Below are 20,237 nucleotides of genomic sequence, written 5' to 3' on the forward strand. Positions count from 1 at the left end.
CATCTCTTCGCTAAGGTGTGGTTGAGGGCTCAACCAAGCTTCGTTGTGAGGAGACAAGCACATGACCGCTTCGACGACCGAGATCCCCGGCTACATCGCGGGCACCTGGACCATCGACTCGGTGCACTCCGACGTCGACTTCGTCGTCCGCCACCTGGGCGTGTCCAAGGTCCGCGGCCGCTTCGCCGAGGTCGAGGGCGAGATCGTGACCGGCGCCGACCTCGCGGACTCGAAGGTGACCGCGACCATCAAGGCGGGCAGCATCGACACGAAGAACGCCGACCGCGACGCGCACGTGAAGGGCGCCGACTTCCTGGACGTCGAGCAGTTCCCGACGCTGACCTTCGTGTCGACGGGCGTGCGCGCCGAGGACGGCGAGTACTTCATCGACGGCGAGCTGACCCTGCACGGCGTCACCAAGCCGGTCACCCTGACCGCCGAGGTCGGCGGCTTCGCCGACGGCATGGCCGAGGGCACCAAGGTGTTCGGCATCTCCGCCACCACCGAGATCAAGCGCAGCGACTTCGGCGTCGGCGCCAGCATCCCGGCCGCCGTGGTGAGCGACAAGGTGAAGATCGAGCTGAACATCGAGGCCGGCCTGCAGGCCTGAGAACTTCGCCGGGAAAAGGGTCCGGACGGGCACTCCGTCCGGACCCTTTCGCGCTACTGGGGAGTGTCCAGTAAGTCATCTGAGCCAGACGACGTTTCGCTGCTGGTAGGCGGCATCGAAAGCGGGAAGACACCCGCCGCGGGAACCTTTCGCCGCGTGACGAGCGATCTGGTCCTCCCGTTCCGGGCTGGTGAATCGGACTCGCCGGTCCCGCATCGCCTGCCGGGTCGAGGGATGCGACCAGGCCTTGTCCGCGATGACCATCTCGGGCCGACACCGCGGACGGCCCGGCCCGATCCACCTGGATGCCATCCAGCAGCGGCTCCAGTTGGGGGTTGTCGCCGGCCTGGCCGCCGGTGAGCAGCACCCGCATCGGTATCAGCCCGCCCCAGGACCGGCCCAGTCCTTCCCCGTCGACCGCGAGCGCCTCGACGGCGGGCGTGCAGCCCCTTTTCTTCCGAGCCCCAGCAGCGTGCTGATGTGCTCGCGCCACAGTGACCCGCCACCCAAGATCAAACCAGGCCAGCAGGTAGATCAGTTACCGGACACTCCCTGGACCCGCTTCCAGGCGTCCGAGAGCAGCTCGCGCGTTTCGCCGAGCAGCTGGGGCAGCACCTTCGTCTGGCCGATCACCGGCATGAAGTTCGCGTCGCCGCCCCAGCGCGGCACCAGGTGCTGGTGCAGGTGCGCCGCGATGCCGGCGCCCGCGATCACGCCCTGGTTCATCCCGATGTTGAACCCGTGCGCCCCGGACACCGACCGCACCACCTTCATCGCGTGCTGGGTGAACTCCGCCAGCTCCCGCGTCTCCTCCGGCGTCAGGTCCGGGTAGTCCGCCACGTGCCGGTACGGCAGCACCATCAGGTGCCCCGGGTTGTACGGGTACAGGTTCAGCACCGCCCACACGTGCTCACCGCGGGCCAGGATCAGCGCGTCGGCGTCGTCCATGCCGAGCAGGCGGCAGAACGGGCACCCCTCGGGCTCGTCGCCCTCCGGCTTGTCCTGCCCCTGCACGTAGGCGAGCCGGTGCGGGGTCCACAGGCGCTGCAACGCGTCCGGCACCCCGACGCCGTCCTGGCCCACCAGCTCCGGCTCGGTCAAGGCAGGACCGCCTTCAGCGCCTCGGCCGTCGGCGAGCTGTTCTCCCTCCGCTCGACCCAGCTCGTGATGGCCTCCACCGCGTCGGCCACCGGCACCCCGTTGATCTGGCTGCCGTCCCGGAACCGGAACGACACCGCGCCCGCCTCCACGTCCTTGGCGCCGGCCAGCACCATGAACGGCACCTTCTGCGTGGTGTGGGTGCGGATCTTCTTCTGCATCCGGTCGTCGCTGGTGTCCACCTCGACGCGGATCCCCTTGGCGCGCAACGCCTTCTCCACGCCGCGCAGGTGCTCGGCGTGCTCGTCGGCGATCGGGATGCCGACCACCTGCACCGGCGCCAGCCACGCCGGGAACGCGCCGGCGTAGTGCTCGGTGAGCACGCCGAAGAACCGCTCGATCGAGCCGAACAACGCGCGGTGGATGACCACCGGCTGCTTGCGGCTGCCGTCGGCGGCGGTGTAGGTCAGCTCGAACCGCTTGGGGTGGTTGAAGTCCAGCTGGATGGTCGACATCTGCCAGGACCGGCCGATGGCGTCCTTGGCCTGCACCGAGATCTTCGGGCCGTAGTAGGCCGCGCCGCCCGGGTCCGGCACCAGTTCCAGTCCGGAGTCGACGGCGGCCTGCCGCAGCGTCTCGGTGGCCTCCTCCCACTCCTCGTCGGAGCCGATGAACTTGTCCGAGTCACCGCGGGTGGACAGCTCCAGGTAGAAGTCGGACAGGCCGTAGTCGGCCAGCAGGTCGAGCACGAACCGCAGCAGCGACCGCAGCTCGCCCGGCATCTGCTCCTGCGTGCAGTAGATGTGCGAGTCGTCCATGGTCAGCCCGCGCACGCGGGTCAGGCCGTGCACCACACCGGACTTCTCGTACCGGTACACCGTGCCGAACTCGAACAGCCGCAGCGGCAGCTCCCGGTAGGACCGCCCGCGCGACTTGAAGATCAGGTGGTGCATCGGGCAGTTCATCGCCTTGAGGTAGTACTCCTCGCCCTCCAGGGGCAGCGGCGGGAACATCGTGTCGGCGTAGTAGGGCAGGTGGCCCGAGGTGTAGAACAGCCCGCTCTTGGTGATGTGCGGGGTGTTGACGAACTCGTAGCCGGACTCCTCGTGACGGCGGCGCGAGTAGTTCTCCAGCTCGCGGCGGATGATGCCGCCCTTGGGGTGGAACACCGGCAGGCCGGAGCCGATCTCCTCCGGGAAGGAGAACAGGTCCAGCTCCGCGCCGAGGCGGCGGTGGTCGCGGCGCTCCGCCTCGGCCAGCCGCTCCAGGTAGGCGTCCTGCGCCTCGGCCGACTCCCACGCGGTGCCGTAGATGCGCTGCAGCTGCGGGTTCTTCTCACTGCCGCGCCAGTACGCGGCGGCCACGCGGGTCAGCTTGAACGCCGGGATGAACTTCGTGGTGGGCACGTGCGGGCCGCGGCACAGGTCGCTCCACACGCGCTCCTTGGTGCGCGGGTCGAGGTTGTCGTAGATCGTCAGCTCGCCGCCGCCGACCTCCATCACCTCGGAGGTGTCCACATCAGACTTGAGGTCGATGAGCTCGAGCTTGAACGGCTCGCCGGCGAGCTCCTCGCGCGCCTGGTCGACCGAGTCGAAGCGACGGCGGGAGAACTGCTGCGCCCCCTTGATGATCTGCTTCATGCGCTTCTCCAGCGCCTGCAGGTCTTCCGGGGTGAACGGCTTGTCGACGAGGAAGTCGTAGTAGAAGCCGTCCTTCACGGGCGGGCCGATGCCGAGCTTGGCCTCCGGGAACTGCTGCTGCACCGCCTGGGCGAGCACGTGCGCCGCGGAGTGGCGGATGACGCTGCGGCCGTCCTCGGTGTTCGCCGCGACGGGCTCCACGGAGGCGTCCGCGTCAGGCGCCCACGCCAGGTCGCGCAGGCGCCCGTCGGCGTCGCGGACGACGACGATCGCGTCCGGCCCCTTGGTCGGCAGGCCCGCCTCGCGGATCGCGGCTCCGGCCGTGGTCCCGGCCGGCACCACCACGCTGGCGGCGGGTGCGGCTGCGGCGGACGACGGCTGGTTCACGATGGGCTCCTTCGAACGAAGTGATGTCCCACCGATGCTATCCGCCGCCCGCGCGCGGCCTTCCGCGAGGGACTTCAGACGGTCTCGACGACCTCGTCGTAGTCCAGGCGGGGCAGCCGGTCGAACCACGGGTTCTCACCCGGCTTGCCGACGTTCACCACGACCAGGGACTTCCAGTTGCGGTCGGCGAAGAACTCCTTGTCCACCCCGGCGGCGTCGAAGCCGGTCATCGGGCCGGCGGCCAGCCCGGCGGCGCGCACGCCGATGATGAAGTAGCCGACCTGCAGCAGGGAGTTCAGGCGGGCGAAGCCCTCGCGGCCGGTCTCGTCGGCGAAGAGGTCCTTCGCGTCCGGCTTGTGCGGGAAGGTCTTGGGCAGGTTCTCGTGGAAGTCGGTGTCGGCGGCCAGCACGACGGTCACCGGGGCGCTCGCGGTCTTGGCGCGGTTGCCTTCGGACATGTGCGGCAGCAGCCGCTGCTTGCCCTCCTCGGTGCGGATCACCAGCGCGCGCAGCGGCTGGGTGTTCATCGACGTCGGCGCCCACTTCACCAGGTCGTAGATCGCCTGGATCTGCTCCTCGCTGACCGGCTCGTCGGAGAACGAGTTCGCGGTGCGCGCCTGGCGGAACAGCAGGTCCTGCACGTCCTGCGGCACGTGGAGGGCGTCGGCGAGACTGGCGGTCGAAGTCATGGGTACTCCCAGGGGACGGATCTTGTGCCTTCGCTCCCTCACAACCTAGTTGAGCGCTTGACTATTTCCCGTGTGCGGATGGTCACTCGTAGACGCGCACCCAGTCGACCTCGGCCGTGCTGCGGATCGGCGCCGTCGGCTTGTGCCGGTTGTGGTTCTGCTGGATGACCAGGTGCATCGGCTCGCTCGGGATGGTGCCGGGCGTGCCGTAGGTCGCCCACGCGAGGCCGTCGATGTAGCAGGTGACGTGGTCGGGCTGCCACTCCACGGCGTAGTTGTGCCACTGGGTGATGTCGAGGTCCTTGCGCGTGTGGCCGGCGTCGATGTTGCCCGGGCCGTGCAGCCAGCTCTCCACGTACTGGCGGGCGGGGTCGTAGATCTCGGCGAAGTCGATCTCGCCGTCGGTGTTGGTGTCGCTCTCCGGCCACAGCAGCAGCACCGGGTTGAAGTCGGGGTCGGCGGGCGCCGGGAAGCGCGCGCGGACCTCCCACCGGCCGTAGGTCTGGTCGTCGTGCCAGGCGATGCCGCAGGTGGCCGCGGTGTCGTCACCGTCGCCGACGAGCGTGAGCGTGCCGCCGCGGACCACGCACTGGTCCGCGCTCAGGTTCTCACCCGAGACCGGGTTGTGGCCGTGGTAGATCTCCCAGTTCGCGGTGTTCACCCGGCGGCCGTCGAAGTCGTCCTGCGCGGTCAGCCGCCAGCCGTAGTTGGCCGCGGCCTCGTCGGAGCGCTCCGGGGTGATCACGGCGGTGCTCGGCGCCTCGGTGATCACGGTCGGCGAGGCCTCCTCGCCCGAGTCGTCGAAGCGCTCGGAGGTCACCCGGACGGCGAGGATCGCGACACCCACGAGTACTACGCAGGCGACCAGGATGACTACGCGACGCACCACGGCGACAACTTATCGTCCCCCGTACGGGTGGTTGATCTAGCCCCGCTCGCCCTGCCGCTTCGCGACCAGGAACAGCGCCTGCCGCCGCAGCCGCGCGCCCGGCGCCATCGCCGCGCCGACGAGCCGGTCGACCGGCCGCACGCCCCACACCGGATCGCTGGCCAGCCCCTCGGACAACGCGCGCTGCTCGGCGTACTCCGCGCGCTGGGCCCGCGCCGACAGGGAGTCCCGCCCGATCCGGAACGCCGCCAGCGACTCGCGCTGGCCGAAGAAGTCGCCGTGGCCCAGCAGCCCGATCCACAGCGCCAGGTCCATCGGGAACTTCCAGCGCGCGTCCCACCCGCCGACCGCGTCGAACTGCGCGCGGCGGAACAGCGCGCCGCCGGGCTCGCCGAGCGGGTTGCCGCCGTGCCGGACGACCTTGCGGATCACCGTGCTCGCCTCGTGGCGGCCGATCAGCCCGCGCAGCCCCCGGTTCGCGGCGAGCACCTCGCCGGTCTCGTTGATCATGTCGCGGCGCGAGCACACCAGCGCGATGGCCGGGTCGGTCGCCAGCACCTCGTACTGGCGGCGCAGGCAGTCGGGGTGCAGCAGGTCGTCAGCGCACACCAGCTTCACGAAGCGGCCGCTAGATTCGGCCACCACGCGGTTCCAGTTCTCCGCCAGCGGCAGGACGCGGTCGTTGCGGAGCACCTTGAGCCGCGGATCGGCGAAGCCCCGCAGGACGTCCGGGGTCTCGTCGGTCGAGGCGTTGTCCAGTACGACGAGCTCGAAGTCGTCGAAGGTCTGGGAAAGGACGCTGGAGACGGTGTCGGCGATGTACCGGCCGGACTGGTAGGCGGGGACGCACACGGAGACCGCGGCCGCGCTCACTGCTTTTCCCCCTTCCGGGTGTAGCTCTGAACAGGCAAAACGGTGATGGGTCACGCATGCTGGCACGCGTGGGGATCTTGGCGATGGTTGCCCTGCTCGTGGTGGGGCTGTTCGGCGGCTGGCCTCCGGCTGATCGGGACGCCCCCCCGGTGCCACCGGCCGTGACGCTGCTGCCCGGCGCCGGGGATGGGCTCGTACTCGGCGTGACGCACGCACAGTACAGCCTCGACTCGTGGCTCACACCCGGGCAGCGCACGAGTGGGGAACAGATCCTCGGCGCCACCCCGATGCTGCAGAACCAGCACATCATGGGCTTCGGCGTGGGCAATCCCGAGCCGGCGCCCGGCAGCTTCGACTGGTCCCGCCTGGACGAGCGGATGGACCTGATCGAGCGCACCGGCGGCACCCCGGTGATCACCCTGTGCTGCGCGCCCGACTGGATGAAGGGCGGCGCGCCCGGCACGACCGACTGGGACGACCTGGCCGCCGCCCCGCTGCCCGCGCACTTCGACGACTTCGCGCGCCTGTCCGCGACGGTCGCGAAGCGCTACCCGCAGGTCAGGTACTTCCAGGTGTGGAACGAGCTCAAGGGGTTCTGGGACGCCGAGGCGGGCGCCTGGGACGTGAAGGGCTACACCGACCTGTACAACCAGGTCTACGACGCGGTGAAGGCGGTGCGGCCGGACGCGCTGATCGGCGGCCCGTACGTCGTGCTGAACACCTGGTCCTCGGCCGCGGCCACGGATCACCCGTCGGAGATGCGCGGCCCGTACGGCGTGGTGGACCAGCGGTCGCTGGACGTCGTGGAGTACTGGAACCAGCACAAGCACGGCGCCGACTTCGTCGCGCTGGACGCCTCCACCGGCACCCGGGACAAGGGCCTGATCACCACGCCGGACAAGGCGAGCCAGCTCTACGCCGACGCGACCCGCTGGGCACGCAGCCTCACCGGGCTGCCGGTGTGGTGGTCGGAGTTCTACCCGGAGACCGCTCCCCCGCCCGCCAGGACCTGGTCCACCGCCGAGAGCGCCGAGGACACGGTGCCGGTGGACCAGGCGCGGGCGGTGGCCACGCTGGACGCGGTGGCCCGGGCCGCCGAGGCCGGCGCGGCCGCGATGCTGCTGTGGCAACCGGAGGCCAGCGACGACCTGCCCTACGCCGCGTTGTGGTCCGCGGCGCGGCCCGGCACGAACGTGCTGCGGCCGACGAGCCTGACCGCCGCGTGGACGTGGCTGGCGCCGCGGTTGCGCGAGGGGCTGGTCGACGTGCAGCGCCCCGCGAACCTGGTCCAGTTCAGCGCGCCCGGCGGCGAGGTCGTGGTCAACCCGCGGGCCGAGAGCGGGCTCGTCCGGTCGGATGGTCTGAGCGTGCGGGTGCCCCCGCTGACGATCCGGTTGCCGGGCTGAGCCGGTCACAACGTCAGTCCCACCACGATCCGCCAGATCGCGCCGATCGCGGTGAGCACGGTCAGCCCCACCGCCACCAGGTCCAGTGTGCGGATCCGCTCGGTGCGCGCGGAGGCGGTGTCGGTCGACCGGCGGCCGACGGCCATCTCCTTGAGCACCGTCCGCACCACGAGCACGACGAGCAGCGCCACCCCGAACAGCGCCGTGACCAGGGTGAGGAAGTCGGCCTGGCTCACGCCGGCTCCGCCACGACGGACGTCTGCCGCACCAGGCGGGCAGGCACCCCGGCGTAGACGCCGGGCACCGGGCAGTCGCGCGCCACCACCGCGCCGGCGGCGATCACCGCGTCGTCGGCGATGCGCACGCCGGGCAGGATCTGGGCCCGCGCGCCGACCCACACCCGGTCGCCGATCACGACCGGTCGGGCCTCGGCGACGCGGGACACCGTGCCGTCGGGCAGCGTCGGGTGGTGCGAGGTGATGATCATGACCTGGGGGCCGAACTGGCAGGCCGCGCCGATCGTGATCGGCCCGACCGACTCCAGGTAGCACTCGGCGTTGAGGAACGTGCGGCGGCCGATCTCGACGTTGCGCAGCGCGCCGTGGATCCGCAGCCCCGGGAAGATGTTCCCGGAGTGGATGCGCGCGCCGAACGCGCGGTAGCCCAGCAGCCGCAGCGGCCGCGGCACCAGCGCGCTGCCGAGCAGGCCGTTCACGATCGCGCCGACGGTCATCGACCACAGCTCGATGTGCACCTGGTCCTTCAGCCGCCGTCCCAGGGACCGGGTCTGGTTCACGTGTTCCCTCCGCCACTGCCCTGCACGAACCGGTCGGCGGGCGTCGTCCGGCCGAGCACCAGCGAACCCTGGTCGTCGAACACCAGGCGGTACAGCCCGGTGGCCTCGAGCTCGCGCACGAGGTCGGCGCCGTAGGTGTCGGGCACCTGCTCGAAGATCTTCATGTAGGCCCACTGCGGCTCGGTGAGCACAAGATAATCGGGGCCCTTCAGGCGCAGGCAGGCGACCAGCGCGGGGACGTCGTCCATGACGTCTTCGCAGTAGCCGTCGACCTCGAACTGGGACACCTCGCCGACCCGCGCGAACGACAGCGGCACCGAGTTGACCAGCGAGTCCACCCGCTGCCCCGGCTGCGCCTCGTGCACCGCCCAGCTCGCGGCGGCGATGTCGCTGGCGTGGAAGCTGATGTAGGCGTCGTTGCCGCCGCGCGCGGTGACCGTCGAGGCGAGCAGCCCGGTGAGCACGACCCACGGCACCCCGGCGGCGAGGACCGTGTGCCCGGGGCGGTTGCGCCAGCGCAGCCTGCGGGCCGCGGTGACGGACTTCTCCAGCGCGAGCGACGCGGGCAGGGCCATCACCGGCAGCGAGAAGAGGAAGCAGCGCATGAACACCTCGCCGCCGTAGGGCTGGGCCACGGCGAGCCCGAACGGCGCGACGCACAGGGCGGGCAGCAGCCACGACTTCAGCGAGTCGCGGCGCATCAGCCAGATGCCGTAGGCGGCCATGCCGGCGACGAACAGCGTGATCCCGATGCGCACGGTGAGCACCACGAGCCTGCCGGGGCTGCCCGCGAACCGGGCCACGATGCCCTCGTCCACCGAGGACCCGACGTCGCCGAGCGGGCTGAGGATCATCTGGACCAGCTGTCCGCTCCAGAACTCCGACGCGCCCAGCGAGAACCACACCACCGCGCCGCCGAGGACCACGAACGGCACCCACGCCGGCCACAGCCGCCCGAACACCAGCAGGAGCAGCAGCAGGACCCCGAGCACGTACGGGGTCAGCTGGTGGGTGGGCGCGAGCGCGAGCCCGATGAGCACCACCGCGCCCTGCGCGACCAGCCGCGCCTTCGGGCTGGACCGCGGCGCGAGCCGGGCCCGCAGCCGCGCCTTGACCGGTTCGGTGAGGCGGGGCCGCACGAGGTGCCGGAAGGTCAGCGTCAGCGCGGCGAGCATCAGGATCATCGCCGTGCCCTGCGGCGAGAAGTAGTCCTGCTCGGTCCAGTTCGCCACGAGGTAGAGCCACGGCGCGATCCACGCCGCGCGCCGGTTGCCCAGCGCGGACACGGCCAGCGCGCGCACGCCGAGCACCGCGAGCCCGGACAGCAGCACCGGCGCCCAGTTCAGGAACGGGATCGCGTCGGGCAGCCCGGCCGCGCGGGTGATCATCGCGACCAGGGCGAAGAACCCGGCCCAGGAGAACCGCGCGTCGTAGTCGTGCAGGATGTCGCCGTGCGTGGCGATGTAGTCGGCGAACCCGGCGTGCAGCCAGGCCACCGGCAGCCGCGCGACCTCCTCGACCGCGGGTTGCAGCCCGTAGACGCCGAGCACGCCGACGAGCGTGTAGAGCGAGAGCAACCAGGTGCGCGGGCGGTACCGGAGCAGTTCCAGCACCACCGCGGCGACCAGCAGCGGGTAGGACAGCAGCGTGGGCACCGACAGCTCGGCGACGAGCCCGAGCCCGCCGATCGACTCGGGCGGGATCGGGTGCAGCCCGATGATCCACAGCACCACCGCGACCCCGGCGAGGCCGGGACCGAAGAACGGGTCGGCGAGGAACGCGGGCCGTCCGGCGCCGGTGCCCAGCCGGGGCCGGGACTCGACCGCGCGGGACGGCGGTTCCGGCTTCGGCTGCGGAGCGAGCCTGCCGGAGGCCGGGATGTAGCGGGTGGGCGTGCCCGCCGGGGGCGGCTGCGTGAACCGCATCGGCTCCCGTGGCCGGGGCGAGGGGCGGCTGGTGCGGTTCGGGCGGACCGGGCGCAGGAAGCGGGTGGGCGGTTCGGTCACGGACGCGCCCCGAACACCCGGCGCCGCAGGTCGGCCAGCACCGCGGCGGCGATCACGGCCTGCGCCACGAGCATGCCGACCCCGAAGCCGAACTCGGTCGGCACCAGCAGCGCGAGCACGACGGCGGAGGCGGCGGTCACGGCCTGGAGCACCGCGACGCCGGCGCCCCGGCCCGCGGCCAGGTGCACGGCCACGCCCAGCACCACGACCAGCCGCGGCACCTGGGCGGCGAGCAGCACCCGCAGCAGGTCGGTGCCCGCGGTGTACTCCGCGCCGAAGATCGCCAGCATCACCCAGGCCAGCGCGGCGCCGACGGCGAGCAGCGGCACGAACACCAGCACCAGCCGCTTGCCCGCGTCGGTCACCAGCGACCGGGCGTGGCCCGGCTCGGCGGACAGGCGCACCACGAGCGGGTTCACGAACGCCGTCGCGGCGACGTCGAGCGCGTTGATCGCGGTCCAGACCACGAAGAAGACGGCGTTGGCCTCGGCGCCGAAGCGGTGCAGCACGATCAGCGGCACCAGGTTGTACAGCACGACCACGCACACCATGGCCGGGTAGCTCGGGGCGAGCAGCCGCACGATCTCCCGGCGGCCGGGCAGGAGTCCCGGCGCGAGCGCGGGCGAGGTGCGGCGCACCGAGCGCCAGATCAGGACGGTCACGACCACGACGCCGATCAGCGTGGGCACCGCCCAGGACAGCACCAGCCCGAGCGCGCCTGCCAGCGGCCCCAGCCCGGCGAGCAGTCCCAGCCGCGCCACCGAGAACGCGGTGTTCTCCACCGGCACCCAGCGGGCCAGGCCGAGCCCGGTGAGCACCTCGTCCTGGAACTGGAACACGGTCCAGCCGATCCCGGCGACGAGGAACCAGGCGACCCCGGCGGGCACCCGGTGCACCACCTCGGCCCCGGCGGGCACGAGGACGAACACGACCGAGCCGACGACGCCGCCGGCCAGGACCGCGAGATAGGTGCGCAGCAGCAGCCGCGGCCGCTGCGCGCCGGCGCGGGGCAGCCAGCGCAGGACCGCGGGCCCCAGGCCGAGCTCGGCGATCCCGGCGACGAGCAGGAACCCGGACACGAACGCCGAGGTGTCGCCCACCGCGGCGGGCGGCAGCAGCCGCGCGGCCAGCACCCAGCCGACCATCCCGGCCAGCGCGGTGATCGCGGCCGAGGCCGACAGCGCGAGGCCGTCGGCCACCATGCCCTTGCCCGGGGCGGTCTCCTTGCCGACCGTCATCGCGCCTCGCCGGGACGGCTTCGCAGCACGTGGTGCGCCAGCGGGAGCGCGGTGACGAACGCGAGCACCACGACCGCGGCCTCCGGGTGCCAGAACCGGGTCAGCACCAGCACCTGCGCCACGATCAGGGTGATCGCCAGCGAGATGCCGACCGCGCTCACCCAGGTCACCGACAGGTGCCGCACGTTCACGTAGGAGATCAGGGCCCAGCCGGGAGCGGTGAGCACGAACACCAGGACCGCCAGCGGCCGCAGGAAGAAGTCCAAACCGGACCAGACGAGCACGATCGTGACGAGGCAGACAGCAAGCAGCCCGTAGGCGGTGTACCGCCGGATCCTCAGCTGCTGCTCGACCACACGCGCCCTTCCTGCCCGTCGCCCTCCATCTTCACCGGCGGCCGGTTCCGGCCTCACCCCGGGCCCGCATCAGCGCCGCCGCGCCGCCGAGCAGGCCGAGGCGCTCGTCGCGGCGCAGCTGCCGCAGCCGCGACCGGGCGGCGCGGTCGGACAGCGGGAGTTCCGGGGTGCGGGACGCGAGCCGGGCCGCCCCGCGGGGCACCCGGCGCAGGATCGAGAACGCGGAAACCGGGCGGCGGCGCACGGACAGCACGAGCATCGCGGCCAGGCCGACGCCGTAGCCGCGCATCCGCTCCCGCAGTTCCAGCCAGTCCGCGCGGTGGATGTGCCGGGCCACGGCGTGCGGGGTGTGGACCACCGCGCCGCCGGCGTAGGCCAGCCGCACGAACAGGTCCAGGTCCTCCCCCGCCATCGTCGGCGTGCCCGCCCCGAGCAGCGGGTCGAAGCCGCCGAGCTCCTCGAAGACCTCCCGCCGCCAGGTCGCGCAGCTGCCCGGGCCGTAACGCGCCATGGACAGCGGGTAGAGCGGGTCCTCGCGCGCGGTGTCCCGGTCGATCCGCTGCCACCGCACCGAGTTGCTGTAGCCCTTGAGCCGTTCGAACAGGACCTCGGCGTCGGTCTCCAGGCTGGCGGGCAGCACGAGCGAGGTCACGCACCCGACCGCGGGGTCGGCGGCGAACTCCTCGGTGACCGCGTCGAACCAGCCGGGTTCGACGGTGATGTTCTCGTCGACGAACGCGATCAGGCCGTGGCTCGCGACGCGGGCGCCGGTGTTGCGGGCGACGCTGACGCCCTTGCGCGGCTCCACCACGTACCGCGCGCCCAGCGCCTCCACCTCGCCGCGCAGCCAGTCGTCGCCCTCGGGCAGCCGCGGCAGGTTGTCGACCACGATCACCTCGAGGTCCGGGTAGCCGGCCGCCAGCGCGGCGCGGGCGCTGGCCACGGCCTGCCGCTTGCGGTACGCGGTCGGGATCACGACGCTGACCGGCGGCCGGGTGAACTCCGGCCGCCGCCGCGGGGCGGGCGCGGTGGCCAGCTTCGGCAGCCGCACGACGCCGCGTTCCACCGGGAGCAGCAGGACGTCGAGGGTGCGGTCGCCGTCGCGGACGAGCACCTGCGCCGCGCGGTAGTGGCCGACCGGCCGGTGCGGCACGGGCAGCTCCTCGGGGGCGGTGCGGGCGTCCACGGTGGCGATGTGGATCGGCCCGTGCACCAGCGACGACGACGGGCGTGGCCGCGCCGGGCGGATCTGCACCTTGCCGCGCAGGTACCCGGCGGCGGTCGAGGACACCACGGTCACCAGCCCGAGCACGCCGGCCGCGCCGGAGGTGCGGAACAACGCGAGCCGCCCGAACTCGCGCACCGCGGCGGCCGGGATGGTCCGGCTCAGGTAGTCGCGCTCGGTGGACAGCGCCGCCTCGCTGCCGACCAGGCGCGAGACGTAGGCCTTGGACAGCCCCTCGCCCCAGCCGCGGCGGCGCAGGTACGCCCACGTGGTGCGCTCCGGGGTGACGCGGTGGCGCACCACCGCCTGCGGCCGGAACACGATCCGCGCGCCGGGCGAGGCCTGCCGCAGCCGGATGCACAGCTCGGTCTCCTCGCAGCCGAGCGGCGTGCGCCCGATGCGGCCGAGGTCCTCGGAGAACAACCCGGCGAGTGTGAACGCCTCGCGGCGGAAGGACATGTTGCAACCCATCAGGTTGCGCACCGGCGCCTCCGCCGTGGGCTGCCCGGTGTAGGTGCAGCCGACGACCCAGTCCAGTTCGCCGTGCACCGACCCGCGACCGGCGGGGAGCTTGGCCGGCCGCCGCCCGCCCGGCCAGCGCGGGCGGGCCGAGCCGCCGACGGCCAGCACGTCCCGGTCGCGGTAGCCGGCCAGCAGCTGCTCCAGCCAGTCGGGCGCGGCTTCGGCGTCGTCGTCGAGGAACGCGATCACGTCGCCCTTGGCGAGCCCGACCGCGGTGTTGCGGGCGCCGGACAGGCCGCGCCGCCCGGCGTTGGGCACCACCGTCACGCCGACGAACTCCGCGGCGGCCCGCCGCTCCAGTTCCGGGTTGTGGTCGATGACGACGATGATCTCGCGCGGCGGCGCGGATTGGTCGCGGGCGGAGGCGACCGCCGCGGTCAGGTCGTCCCAGCGCTCCTCGGTGTAGGCGCAGATCACCACGGTGGTGTCGAACGAGGTCATGCTTCGGGCGCTCCCGTGTCCAGCGCGAGCGCCGCCGGGGTTTCCACGACCGGGTCCGGGGTGAACAGGCCGAACCGGCGGCTGCGGCGCTGGCGGCCGACCCGCTGCCACTCCGCGACCAGCGTGCGCAGCACCCGGCCGCCGTCGGAGAACGTGCGCAGGTTGGTCTCGCCGTGCAGGCGCGCCCGCTCGACGCTGGGGACCTCGGTGATCCACAGGCCCAGCGCGGCCATCCGGCAGTTGATGACCGTCTCGATCTCGAAGCCGTCGCCCCACAGCATCTCCTCGCCCGCGGGCGCGAACACCGGCGGCAGGTTCAGCAAGGCAACCAGATCCCGCCAGAACGCGTTGTAGCCGTAACAGAGATCGGTGAACCCGGCGCTGAAGAGCGTGTTGGACAGGCGGTTGAGCCCGGAGTTCCCCGCGGCGCGGAGGTGGGTGATGTCGTGGCTGCCGCCACCGGGGGCGAACCGGGTGCCCTTGGCGAAGTCGGCGCCGTCGGTGAGCGCTTCCACGAACCGCGGGATCTCCGCCGGATCGGCCGAACCGTCGGCGTCGAACATCACGATCACGTCGCCGGACGCGGCGAGGAAGCCGCAGGCCAGCGCGTTGCCCTTGCCGCGCCGGGTCTGCTTGATGACCCGCACGCCCGGCCGCGCGGCACGCGCGATCTCCGGTGTGCCGTCGCCGGTGTCGGCGTCGACGACCAGCACCTCGTGCACGGGCGGCAGCTCGGGCAGGATCTCACGCAGGTTCGCCGCCTCGTTCTTCGCCGGCACCACGACGGTGACGCGCGGGTCGGGCCCGCGGCGGGGCGGGTGCGCGGCGGCGAAGGCGAACGCGTCGCCCAGGTTCTCGTAGTCGGTGACGGGACTGGGGGAATCCATGATCGTCAACGCCGTGCTGTCCTTGCTGGCGGGCACACCGGGTCGGCTGGTGCGCGGGTCGGGGAAGTGCGGGGCTGGTGCTCGATCGTGTGACGCGCGGCCCTGCGGTCAGGTTCGGTGTCTTCGCAGATCTTCCGCGAGACGGCCGCCTGCCTGCTCGGACTTCAGCCACGCGAGGCGGGTGTAGCGCTGCGTGAACGCGTCCATGGTCAGGCCGTGGCGGGTGTAGTGCCCGGCCAGCTCGCGGGCGCCGTCCTCGACGGACCAGACGGCCGCGTACCCGGGAAGCGCTTCCCGGATGCGGGAGAAGTCCACCCGGTAGGAGCGGGGATCGGGGCCCGCCTCGCCGGTGATGAGCAGTTCCGAGCCCGGCACGGCGGTGACCACGGACTCGGCGATCTGGCGCACCGTGAGGTTGTTGGCCTCGGTGCCCACGTTGAACGCCCGGTCGTGCACGGCTTCGGCGGGCGCGGTGAGCGCCGCCGCGAACGCCGTGGCGATGTCGTGCGCGTGCACCAGCGGCCGCCACGGCGTGCCGTCGGAGAGCACCCGCACCTGGCCGGTGAGCACGGCGTGGCCCACCAGGTTGTTCAGCACGATGTCCGCGCGCAGCCGCGGGGAGAACCCGAAGGCGGTCGCGTTGCGCAGGTACACCGGGCTGAAGCCGGAGTCGGCGAGGTCGTGCAGGTCGTCCTCGACGCGCACCTTGGACTCCGCGTACGGGGTGACCGGGCGCAGCGGCGCGTCCTCGGTGACCAGGTCGTCCCCCGCCGCGCCGTACACGGAGCAGGTCGAGGCGTACAGGAAGCGGCGCACGCCGGCGTCCTTGGCGAGCTTGGCCAGCTGCACCGAGGCGGTGTGGTTGATCTCGTAGGTCAGCTCCGGCGCGAGCGCGCCCAGCGGGTCGTTGGACAGCGCGGCCAGGTGGATCACGGCGTCCACACCGGACAGCCGGTCGGCCGTGACGTCGCGCAGGTCCACCGGGCCGCCCGGCGGGTCGTCCGGGGCGGGCCCGAGCACGCACGCGGCGAACAGGCCGGAGTCCAGGCCGAGCACCTCGTGCCCCGCCTCGCGCAGCACCGGCGCCATCACCGATCCCAGGTAGCCCTGGTGGCCGGTCAGCAGGACCCGCATCAGCGCACCTCCGCCGGGATCGGGGACGGGCGTTCCCACAGCATCCACGGGCGCGCGCCGCTCTCGTAGGCCGCGTCCAGCGCCGCGCGTTCCTTGAACGTGTCGGCGGGCTGCCAGAAGCCGCGGTAGGGGTAGGCGATCAACCGGTCCTTCTCGGCCAGCGCGGCGCAGCCGTCCTCGACCAGGTCGCCGTTCTCCGGGAGGTGGTCGAAGATCTCCTGCCGCAGCACGAAGTAGCCGGCGTTCTCCCACAGCGGGAGGCGGCTGGCCGAGCTGATCCCGGACACGCGGTTGGTGCCGTCCCGGAACTCCACGCAGTGGAACGACGACTGCGGCGGCACCACCATCATCGAGGCGCCCGCGTCGGAGGCGGCGAGGTTGTCGACCATGACGTCGAGCGGGGCGTCGGTGAGCACGTCGGCGTAGTTGGCGAGGAACATCTCCTCGCCCTCGACGTGCTTGCGGACCCGGCGCAGCCGCTCCCCGATCGGCGACTCGACGCCGGTGTGCACGAACGTGATCGACCAGTCGCTGATGTCGGTGGACAGCAGCTCGACCTCACCGCCGCGCAGCACGAAGTCGTTGGACGCGGTCTCGGTGTAGCTCAGGAAGAAGTCCGTGATGTGCCGCGCTCCGTAGCCGAGGCACAGGATGAAGTCGGTGTGCCCGAAGTGCGCGTAGTACCGCATCACGTGCCACAGCAGCGGCCGCGGGCCGACCATCTGCATCGGCTTGGGCACGTCGTCCGCGGGGCCGTTGCGCATGCGCATGCCGTAGCCGCCGCAGAAGAGCACCACCTTCATTCAGTTCACCTCGACAGCGTGCAGCACGGGATTTCTCGGGGAGACGATCTCCAGCTCCGGGATCGCGAACACCAGGCGGCCGCCCCAGTCCGCGACATGGGCCAGTTGTTCGGTCAGCTCGGCGCGCAGGTTCCACGGCAGCACGAGCACGTAGTCGGGCCGGTCCGCCGCGATCCGCTCGGGCTCGTGGATCGGGATGCGCGTGCCGGGGGTGAACCGGCCGTGCTTGTACGGGTTGCGGTCCACTGTGTACTCGAGCAGGTCGGGCCGGATCCCGCAGTGGTTGAGCAGGGTGTTGCCCTTGCCCGGCGCGCCGTAGCCGACGACCCGCTCGCCCCGGCGCTTCGCGCCGATCAGGAACTCCAGCAGCGACAGCCGGATCTCCTCGACGCGGCGCGCGAAACCGGCGTAGCCGGACAGCTCGTGCAGCCCGGCGGCGCGCTCCCGGTCGAGCACCTCGGCGACCCGCGGGGACGGCTCGCCGGCGGCCTCGGCCGGCCGCGCCCACACGCGGATCGAGCCGCCGTGCGTGTCCAGCAGTTCGACGTCGGTCACGGCCAGGCCGCCGGTCGCCAGCGCCCGCTGCGCGGAAGCGAGCGTGTAGTACTGGAAGTGCTCGTGGTAGATCGTGTCGTACTGGGTCAGCTCGACGAGGCTGAGCAGGTGCTGCACCTCGATCGAGACCCAGCCGTCGTCGGCGACGAGCGCCCGCAGGCCCTTCGTGAAGCCGAGGACGTCCGGGATGTGCGCGTAGACGTTGTTGGCCACCACCAGGTCCGCGGGCCCGTGCTCGGCGCGGACCGCGGCGCCGGTCTCCGGGGTCAGGAACGCGGTCAGGGTCGGCACCCCGGCCTCGCGCGCGGCCGCGCCGACGTTGACCGACGGCTCGATGCCCAGGCAGCGCAGGCCGCGGCCGACGACGTTGCGCAGCAGGTAGCCGTCGTTGCTGGCGACCTCGACGACGAAGGAGTCCGGGCCGAGCCCGAGGCGGCTCACGGCGGTGTCGACGAACTTCCCGGCGTGCGCCAGCCAGGAGTGGGAAAACGACGAGAAGTAAGCGTATTCGGTGAACGTCTCGACGGGATCGATCAGGGGCGGCAGCTGGGCCAGCAGGCACTCCGGGCAGATCCGCAGGTGCAGCGGGTACGCCGGCTCCGGCGCGTCGAGATCCGCCGCGGCGAGGAACGACTCGCAGGGCGGGCTCGCGCCGAGGTCGACCACGCTGCGCAGACCCGGCGAACCGCACAGGCGGCAGGACAGCGTCTGGGCTGACATGGTGCGGCTTGCTCCCCGGTGATCGATCCTCCCGCCCCCGGAAAAGGGGCCTATGTCAACGTGACTATAGGGATGGCAGTGGCCAGCGTTACGAGCAACCGGGTGATCAGTTCACCCCGATCGGGTGATCACTACCACTCGCCGTAGTGCCCGAACTCACGAGAAGTCACTAAGAAGAGATCATCTTCGCGTTTTGACCGGTTTGACCGGCCGCGATTCATGCCACGATCCACTCGCAGTGGTCGCCGTCGAGCTGCGGGAAGGCGGCGCGCACCTCGGGCTCGAGATCGGGGACGAACAGCAGGACGGCTCGCGGGATCGGGTGGGTGAGGACTTCCGTTGATACCACCGGAATCCGGGTACCGGGCATCCGCCGACCGTGCTTCGCGGGCGAGACGTCCGCGATCTCCGGCAACAGATCGATATCGATTCCGGCGCGGCGCAGCAACACCACCGCCCGGGACGCGGCGCCGTAGCCGACCACGCGCTGCCCCGCGTGCTCCCGCAAGCGCGCGCGGATGCGGTCGCAGCCCGCTTCGACGGCCCGGCCGAGCCCGGCGACGACCGGGATCCGGTCGGCGCCGGCGGCGCGTTCCCCGGCCACCAGGCCGTCGGTCTCCGCCGCCGGGCTCGCGTCACGGGCGAGTTCGAGGAGCACGGTGCCGCCGTAGAGGTCGAAGGTCCAGCTGCGGCCGGGCCGCAGGCCCGCGGACGCGGCGAGGGTGATCGCCGCCGGAGCCGAGTAGTAGGCGAAGTGCCCGTGCCGCAAGGCGTTCCACTGCCCCTGCCGGACGATCGAGGCCAGCGAGTGGAACTGCATCAGCAGGGCGCCACCGGGGGCGAGCCGCGCCGCGCGCCGGGCCATGGCCGCGCGCTGGTCCGGTTCGTGCATCAGCCCGAAGCAGTCGACGACGACGTCCGCTGGCTCGTCCGCGGCCGCCTCCCGCATGCCCGCGGCGCGCAGCAACGGCAGCCACGAACCGCCGTGCGGGCTGCCGAACTCCGCCACCGTCGCGCCCGGCCGCACCAGCCCGGCACCCGTGAGCCGGGTGACCGCGGCGGCGGCCTGGTCGGTCAGCGCCTTCGGCTCCACCCCGGCGGGTTCCTCGGCCGTGCCCGGATCCTCGGCCAGCTGGGCCAGCGCGCACCGCGCGCACATCCACATCCGCAGCGGCCACACCGGATCCGGGCCGGGATCGGCCGCGGGCGGGAACAGGTCGCACGGCGGCTGGTCCCCCAGATCCAGCACGACCTCGCCGTCGGTGGCGCCGCACGCCCGGCAGGTGATCACCGCGCCCCCTCCCCGAGCGCCAGCGCGAGCTTGTCCACGTAGAAGGCCTCGGCGTAGCGGGTGTGCTGCTGCACCCCGCGCAGCCGGGCGAGGCCGAGGAACGCGTCGCGGGTGTACCAGTCGCGGCCGTGCTGCGACGGGTAGTGCTTGGCCAGCAGGTCGGCCTTCGCCTCGGCGACCTCCTCGGTGAGCGGCTGGTACACGGTCGGCTGGCCGAGGTCGCCGTCCCACTTGAGGATCTCGTAGCCGAGCACGGGCTGGTCGCGGAACACGGTGGGCACGATCTCGGCGAGCAACCGGTGGTCCTGGTGGCGGTCGCCCGGCTGCGGCGCGAACACCAGGTCCGGGGTGACCCGGCCGCGCAGCGCGGTGACCGCGTCCTTGACCGCGTTCCAGTGCGCGGGCATCCGCCCGTCGGGCAGGTCCAGCACGGTCAGCTCGACGCGCGCCGGCGCGCAGAACTCGGCCAGCGCAGCCTCCTCCTCGGCGGCGCGCTCGGTGCCGCCGCCGGACAGGACGAGCGCGTGCACCTCGAGGTCCGGCCGGCGCGCGCACAGCGTGAGCAGCGCGCCGCCGGCGCCGATGGCGAGGTCGTCGCAGTGGGCGCCGAGCAGCGCGACCGAGCGGAGACGGGGGAAGGTGAGAGCCTGCACGTCGGGCAAGGGTGCCAG

General features: G+C 72.3%; 19 protein-coding genes. 2 read left to right on the plus strand and 17 right to left on the minus strand.

Annotation, left to right across the window (positions count from 1 at the left end; genetic code table 11):
* The first annotated feature begins 61 nt into the window (after positions 1 to 61).
* On the plus strand, positions 62 to 610 hold the full coding sequence (locus AMY39116_RS0326915) for a YceI family protein (protein WP_020420720.1): 549 nt from the start codon (positions 62 to 64) through the stop codon (positions 608 to 610).
* A gap of 534 nt (positions 611 to 1,144) precedes the next feature.
* Here AMY39116_RS0326915 and AMY39116_RS0326920 read toward each other — a convergent pair.
* The 5 genes from AMY39116_RS0326920 to AMY39116_RS0326940 all read right to left on the minus strand — a co-directional run bounded on the left by AMY39116_RS0326920 (position 1,145) and on the right by AMY39116_RS0326940 (position 6,186).
* Complete coding sequence (locus AMY39116_RS0326920; protein ID WP_020420721.1) at positions 1,145 to 1,711, minus strand: HIT domain-containing protein; 567 nt, start codon at positions 1,709 to 1,711, stop codon at positions 1,145 to 1,147.
* Complete coding sequence (gene thrS / locus AMY39116_RS0326925) at positions 1,708 to 3,735, minus strand: threonine--tRNA ligase (RefSeq protein ID WP_020420722.1); 2,028 nt, start codon at positions 3,733 to 3,735, stop codon at positions 1,708 to 1,710. The genes AMY39116_RS0326920 and thrS overlap by 4 nt, the downstream gene beginning before the upstream one ends.
* A gap of 74 nt (positions 3,736 to 3,809) precedes the next feature.
* Positions 3,810 to 4,424, minus strand: a complete 615-nt coding sequence (locus AMY39116_RS0326930; protein ID WP_020420723.1) for a malonic semialdehyde reductase — start codon at positions 4,422 to 4,424, stop codon at positions 3,810 to 3,812.
* Between the two features lie 82 nt (positions 4,425 to 4,506).
* Positions 4,507 to 5,313, minus strand: coding sequence for a glycoside hydrolase family 16 protein (locus tag AMY39116_RS0326935; RefSeq protein ID WP_157358699.1), 807 nt, complete (start codon positions 5,311 to 5,313; stop codon positions 4,507 to 4,509).
* 36 nt (positions 5,314 to 5,349) lie between these two features.
* Entirely contained in the window at positions 5,350 to 6,186 is an 837-nt protein-coding gene (locus AMY39116_RS0326940; protein ID WP_020420725.1) for a glycosyltransferase, read from the minus strand.
* Between the two features lie 68 nt (positions 6,187 to 6,254).
* Between AMY39116_RS0326940 and AMY39116_RS0326945 the strand changes: the two genes are divergently transcribed.
* Complete coding sequence (locus tag AMY39116_RS0326945) at positions 6,255 to 7,592, plus strand: hypothetical protein (protein ID WP_235716230.1); 1,338 nt, start codon at positions 6,255 to 6,257, stop codon at positions 7,590 to 7,592.
* A 5-nt stretch (positions 7,593 to 7,597) separates the two neighbouring features.
* Here the strand turns inward: AMY39116_RS0326945 and AMY39116_RS0326950 are convergent, their stop codons facing one another.
* From AMY39116_RS0326950 to AMY39116_RS0327005, 12 genes are all read right to left on the minus strand, one after another.
* Positions 7,598 to 7,828 (minus strand): hypothetical protein, encoded by a 231-nt coding sequence (locus AMY39116_RS0326950; protein ID WP_020420727.1) that lies wholly within the window; start codon positions 7,826 to 7,828, stop codon positions 7,598 to 7,600.
* Entirely contained in the window at positions 7,825 to 8,388 is a 564-nt protein-coding gene (locus tag AMY39116_RS0326955) for a DapH/DapD/GlmU-related protein (protein ID WP_017987940.1), read from the minus strand. The genes AMY39116_RS0326950 and AMY39116_RS0326955 overlap by 4 nt, the downstream gene beginning before the upstream one ends.
* Positions 8,385 to 10,394: a hypothetical protein gene (locus AMY39116_RS0326960; protein WP_020420728.1), complete on the minus strand. Its 2,010-nt coding sequence runs from the start codon at positions 10,392 to 10,394 to the stop codon at positions 8,385 to 8,387. The genes AMY39116_RS0326955 and AMY39116_RS0326960 overlap by 4 nt, the downstream gene beginning before the upstream one ends.
* Positions 10,391 to 11,632 carry a lipopolysaccharide biosynthesis protein gene (locus AMY39116_RS0326965; protein WP_020420729.1) on the minus strand — a complete coding sequence of 414 codons (1,242 nt, stop codon included), beginning with the start codon at positions 11,630 to 11,632 and terminating at the stop codon, positions 10,391 to 10,393. Before AMY39116_RS0326965 ends, AMY39116_RS0326960 begins: the two co-directional genes overlap by 4 nt.
* On the minus strand, positions 11,629 to 11,988 hold the full coding sequence (locus AMY39116_RS0326970; RefSeq protein ID WP_020420730.1) for a hypothetical protein: 360 nt from the start codon (positions 11,986 to 11,988) through the stop codon (positions 11,629 to 11,631). Before AMY39116_RS0326970 ends, AMY39116_RS0326965 begins: the two co-directional genes overlap by 4 nt.
* 31 nt (positions 11,989 to 12,019) lie before the next feature.
* Positions 12,020 to 14,176, minus strand: coding sequence for a glycosyltransferase family 2 protein (locus AMY39116_RS0326975; protein WP_020420731.1), 2,157 nt, complete (start codon positions 14,174 to 14,176; stop codon positions 12,020 to 12,022).
* A complete protein-coding gene (locus AMY39116_RS0326980; RefSeq protein WP_020420732.1) occupies positions 14,173 to 15,099 on the minus strand; it encodes a glycosyltransferase family 2 protein in 927 nt (308 codons plus the stop codon). Before AMY39116_RS0326980 ends, AMY39116_RS0326975 begins: the two co-directional genes overlap by 4 nt.
* Positions 15,100 to 15,171: 72 nt before the next feature.
* Positions 15,172 to 16,197, minus strand: coding sequence for an NAD(P)-dependent oxidoreductase (locus AMY39116_RS0326985; RefSeq protein WP_020420733.1), 1,026 nt, complete (start codon positions 16,195 to 16,197; stop codon positions 15,172 to 15,174).
* A complete protein-coding gene (locus AMY39116_RS0326990) occupies positions 16,197 to 17,000 on the minus strand; it encodes a glucose-1-phosphate cytidylyltransferase (protein ID WP_020420734.1) in 804 nt (267 codons plus the stop codon). The genes AMY39116_RS0326985 and AMY39116_RS0326990 overlap by 1 nt, the downstream gene beginning before the upstream one ends.
* The gene (locus tag AMY39116_RS0326995) at positions 17,001 to 18,275 is read right to left on the minus strand and encodes a class I SAM-dependent methyltransferase (protein WP_020420735.1); all 1,275 of its coding nucleotides are present in this window, start codon (positions 18,273 to 18,275) and stop codon (positions 17,001 to 17,003) included.
* A 217-nt stretch (positions 18,276 to 18,492) separates the two neighbouring features.
* Complete coding sequence (locus AMY39116_RS0327000) at positions 18,493 to 19,566, minus strand: methyltransferase domain-containing protein (protein WP_020420736.1); 1,074 nt, start codon at positions 19,564 to 19,566, stop codon at positions 18,493 to 18,495.
* A complete protein-coding gene (locus AMY39116_RS0327005; protein ID WP_020420737.1) occupies positions 19,563 to 20,228 on the minus strand; it encodes a PIG-L deacetylase family protein in 666 nt (221 codons plus the stop codon). Before AMY39116_RS0327005 ends, AMY39116_RS0327000 begins: the two co-directional genes overlap by 4 nt.
* Positions 20,229 to 20,237 lie beyond the last annotated feature (9 nt).

The organism is Amycolatopsis sp. ATCC 39116 (assembly GCF_000231075.2).
GTDB lineage: Bacteria > Actinomycetota > Actinomycetes > Mycobacteriales > Pseudonocardiaceae > Amycolatopsis_E > Amycolatopsis_E tucumanensis.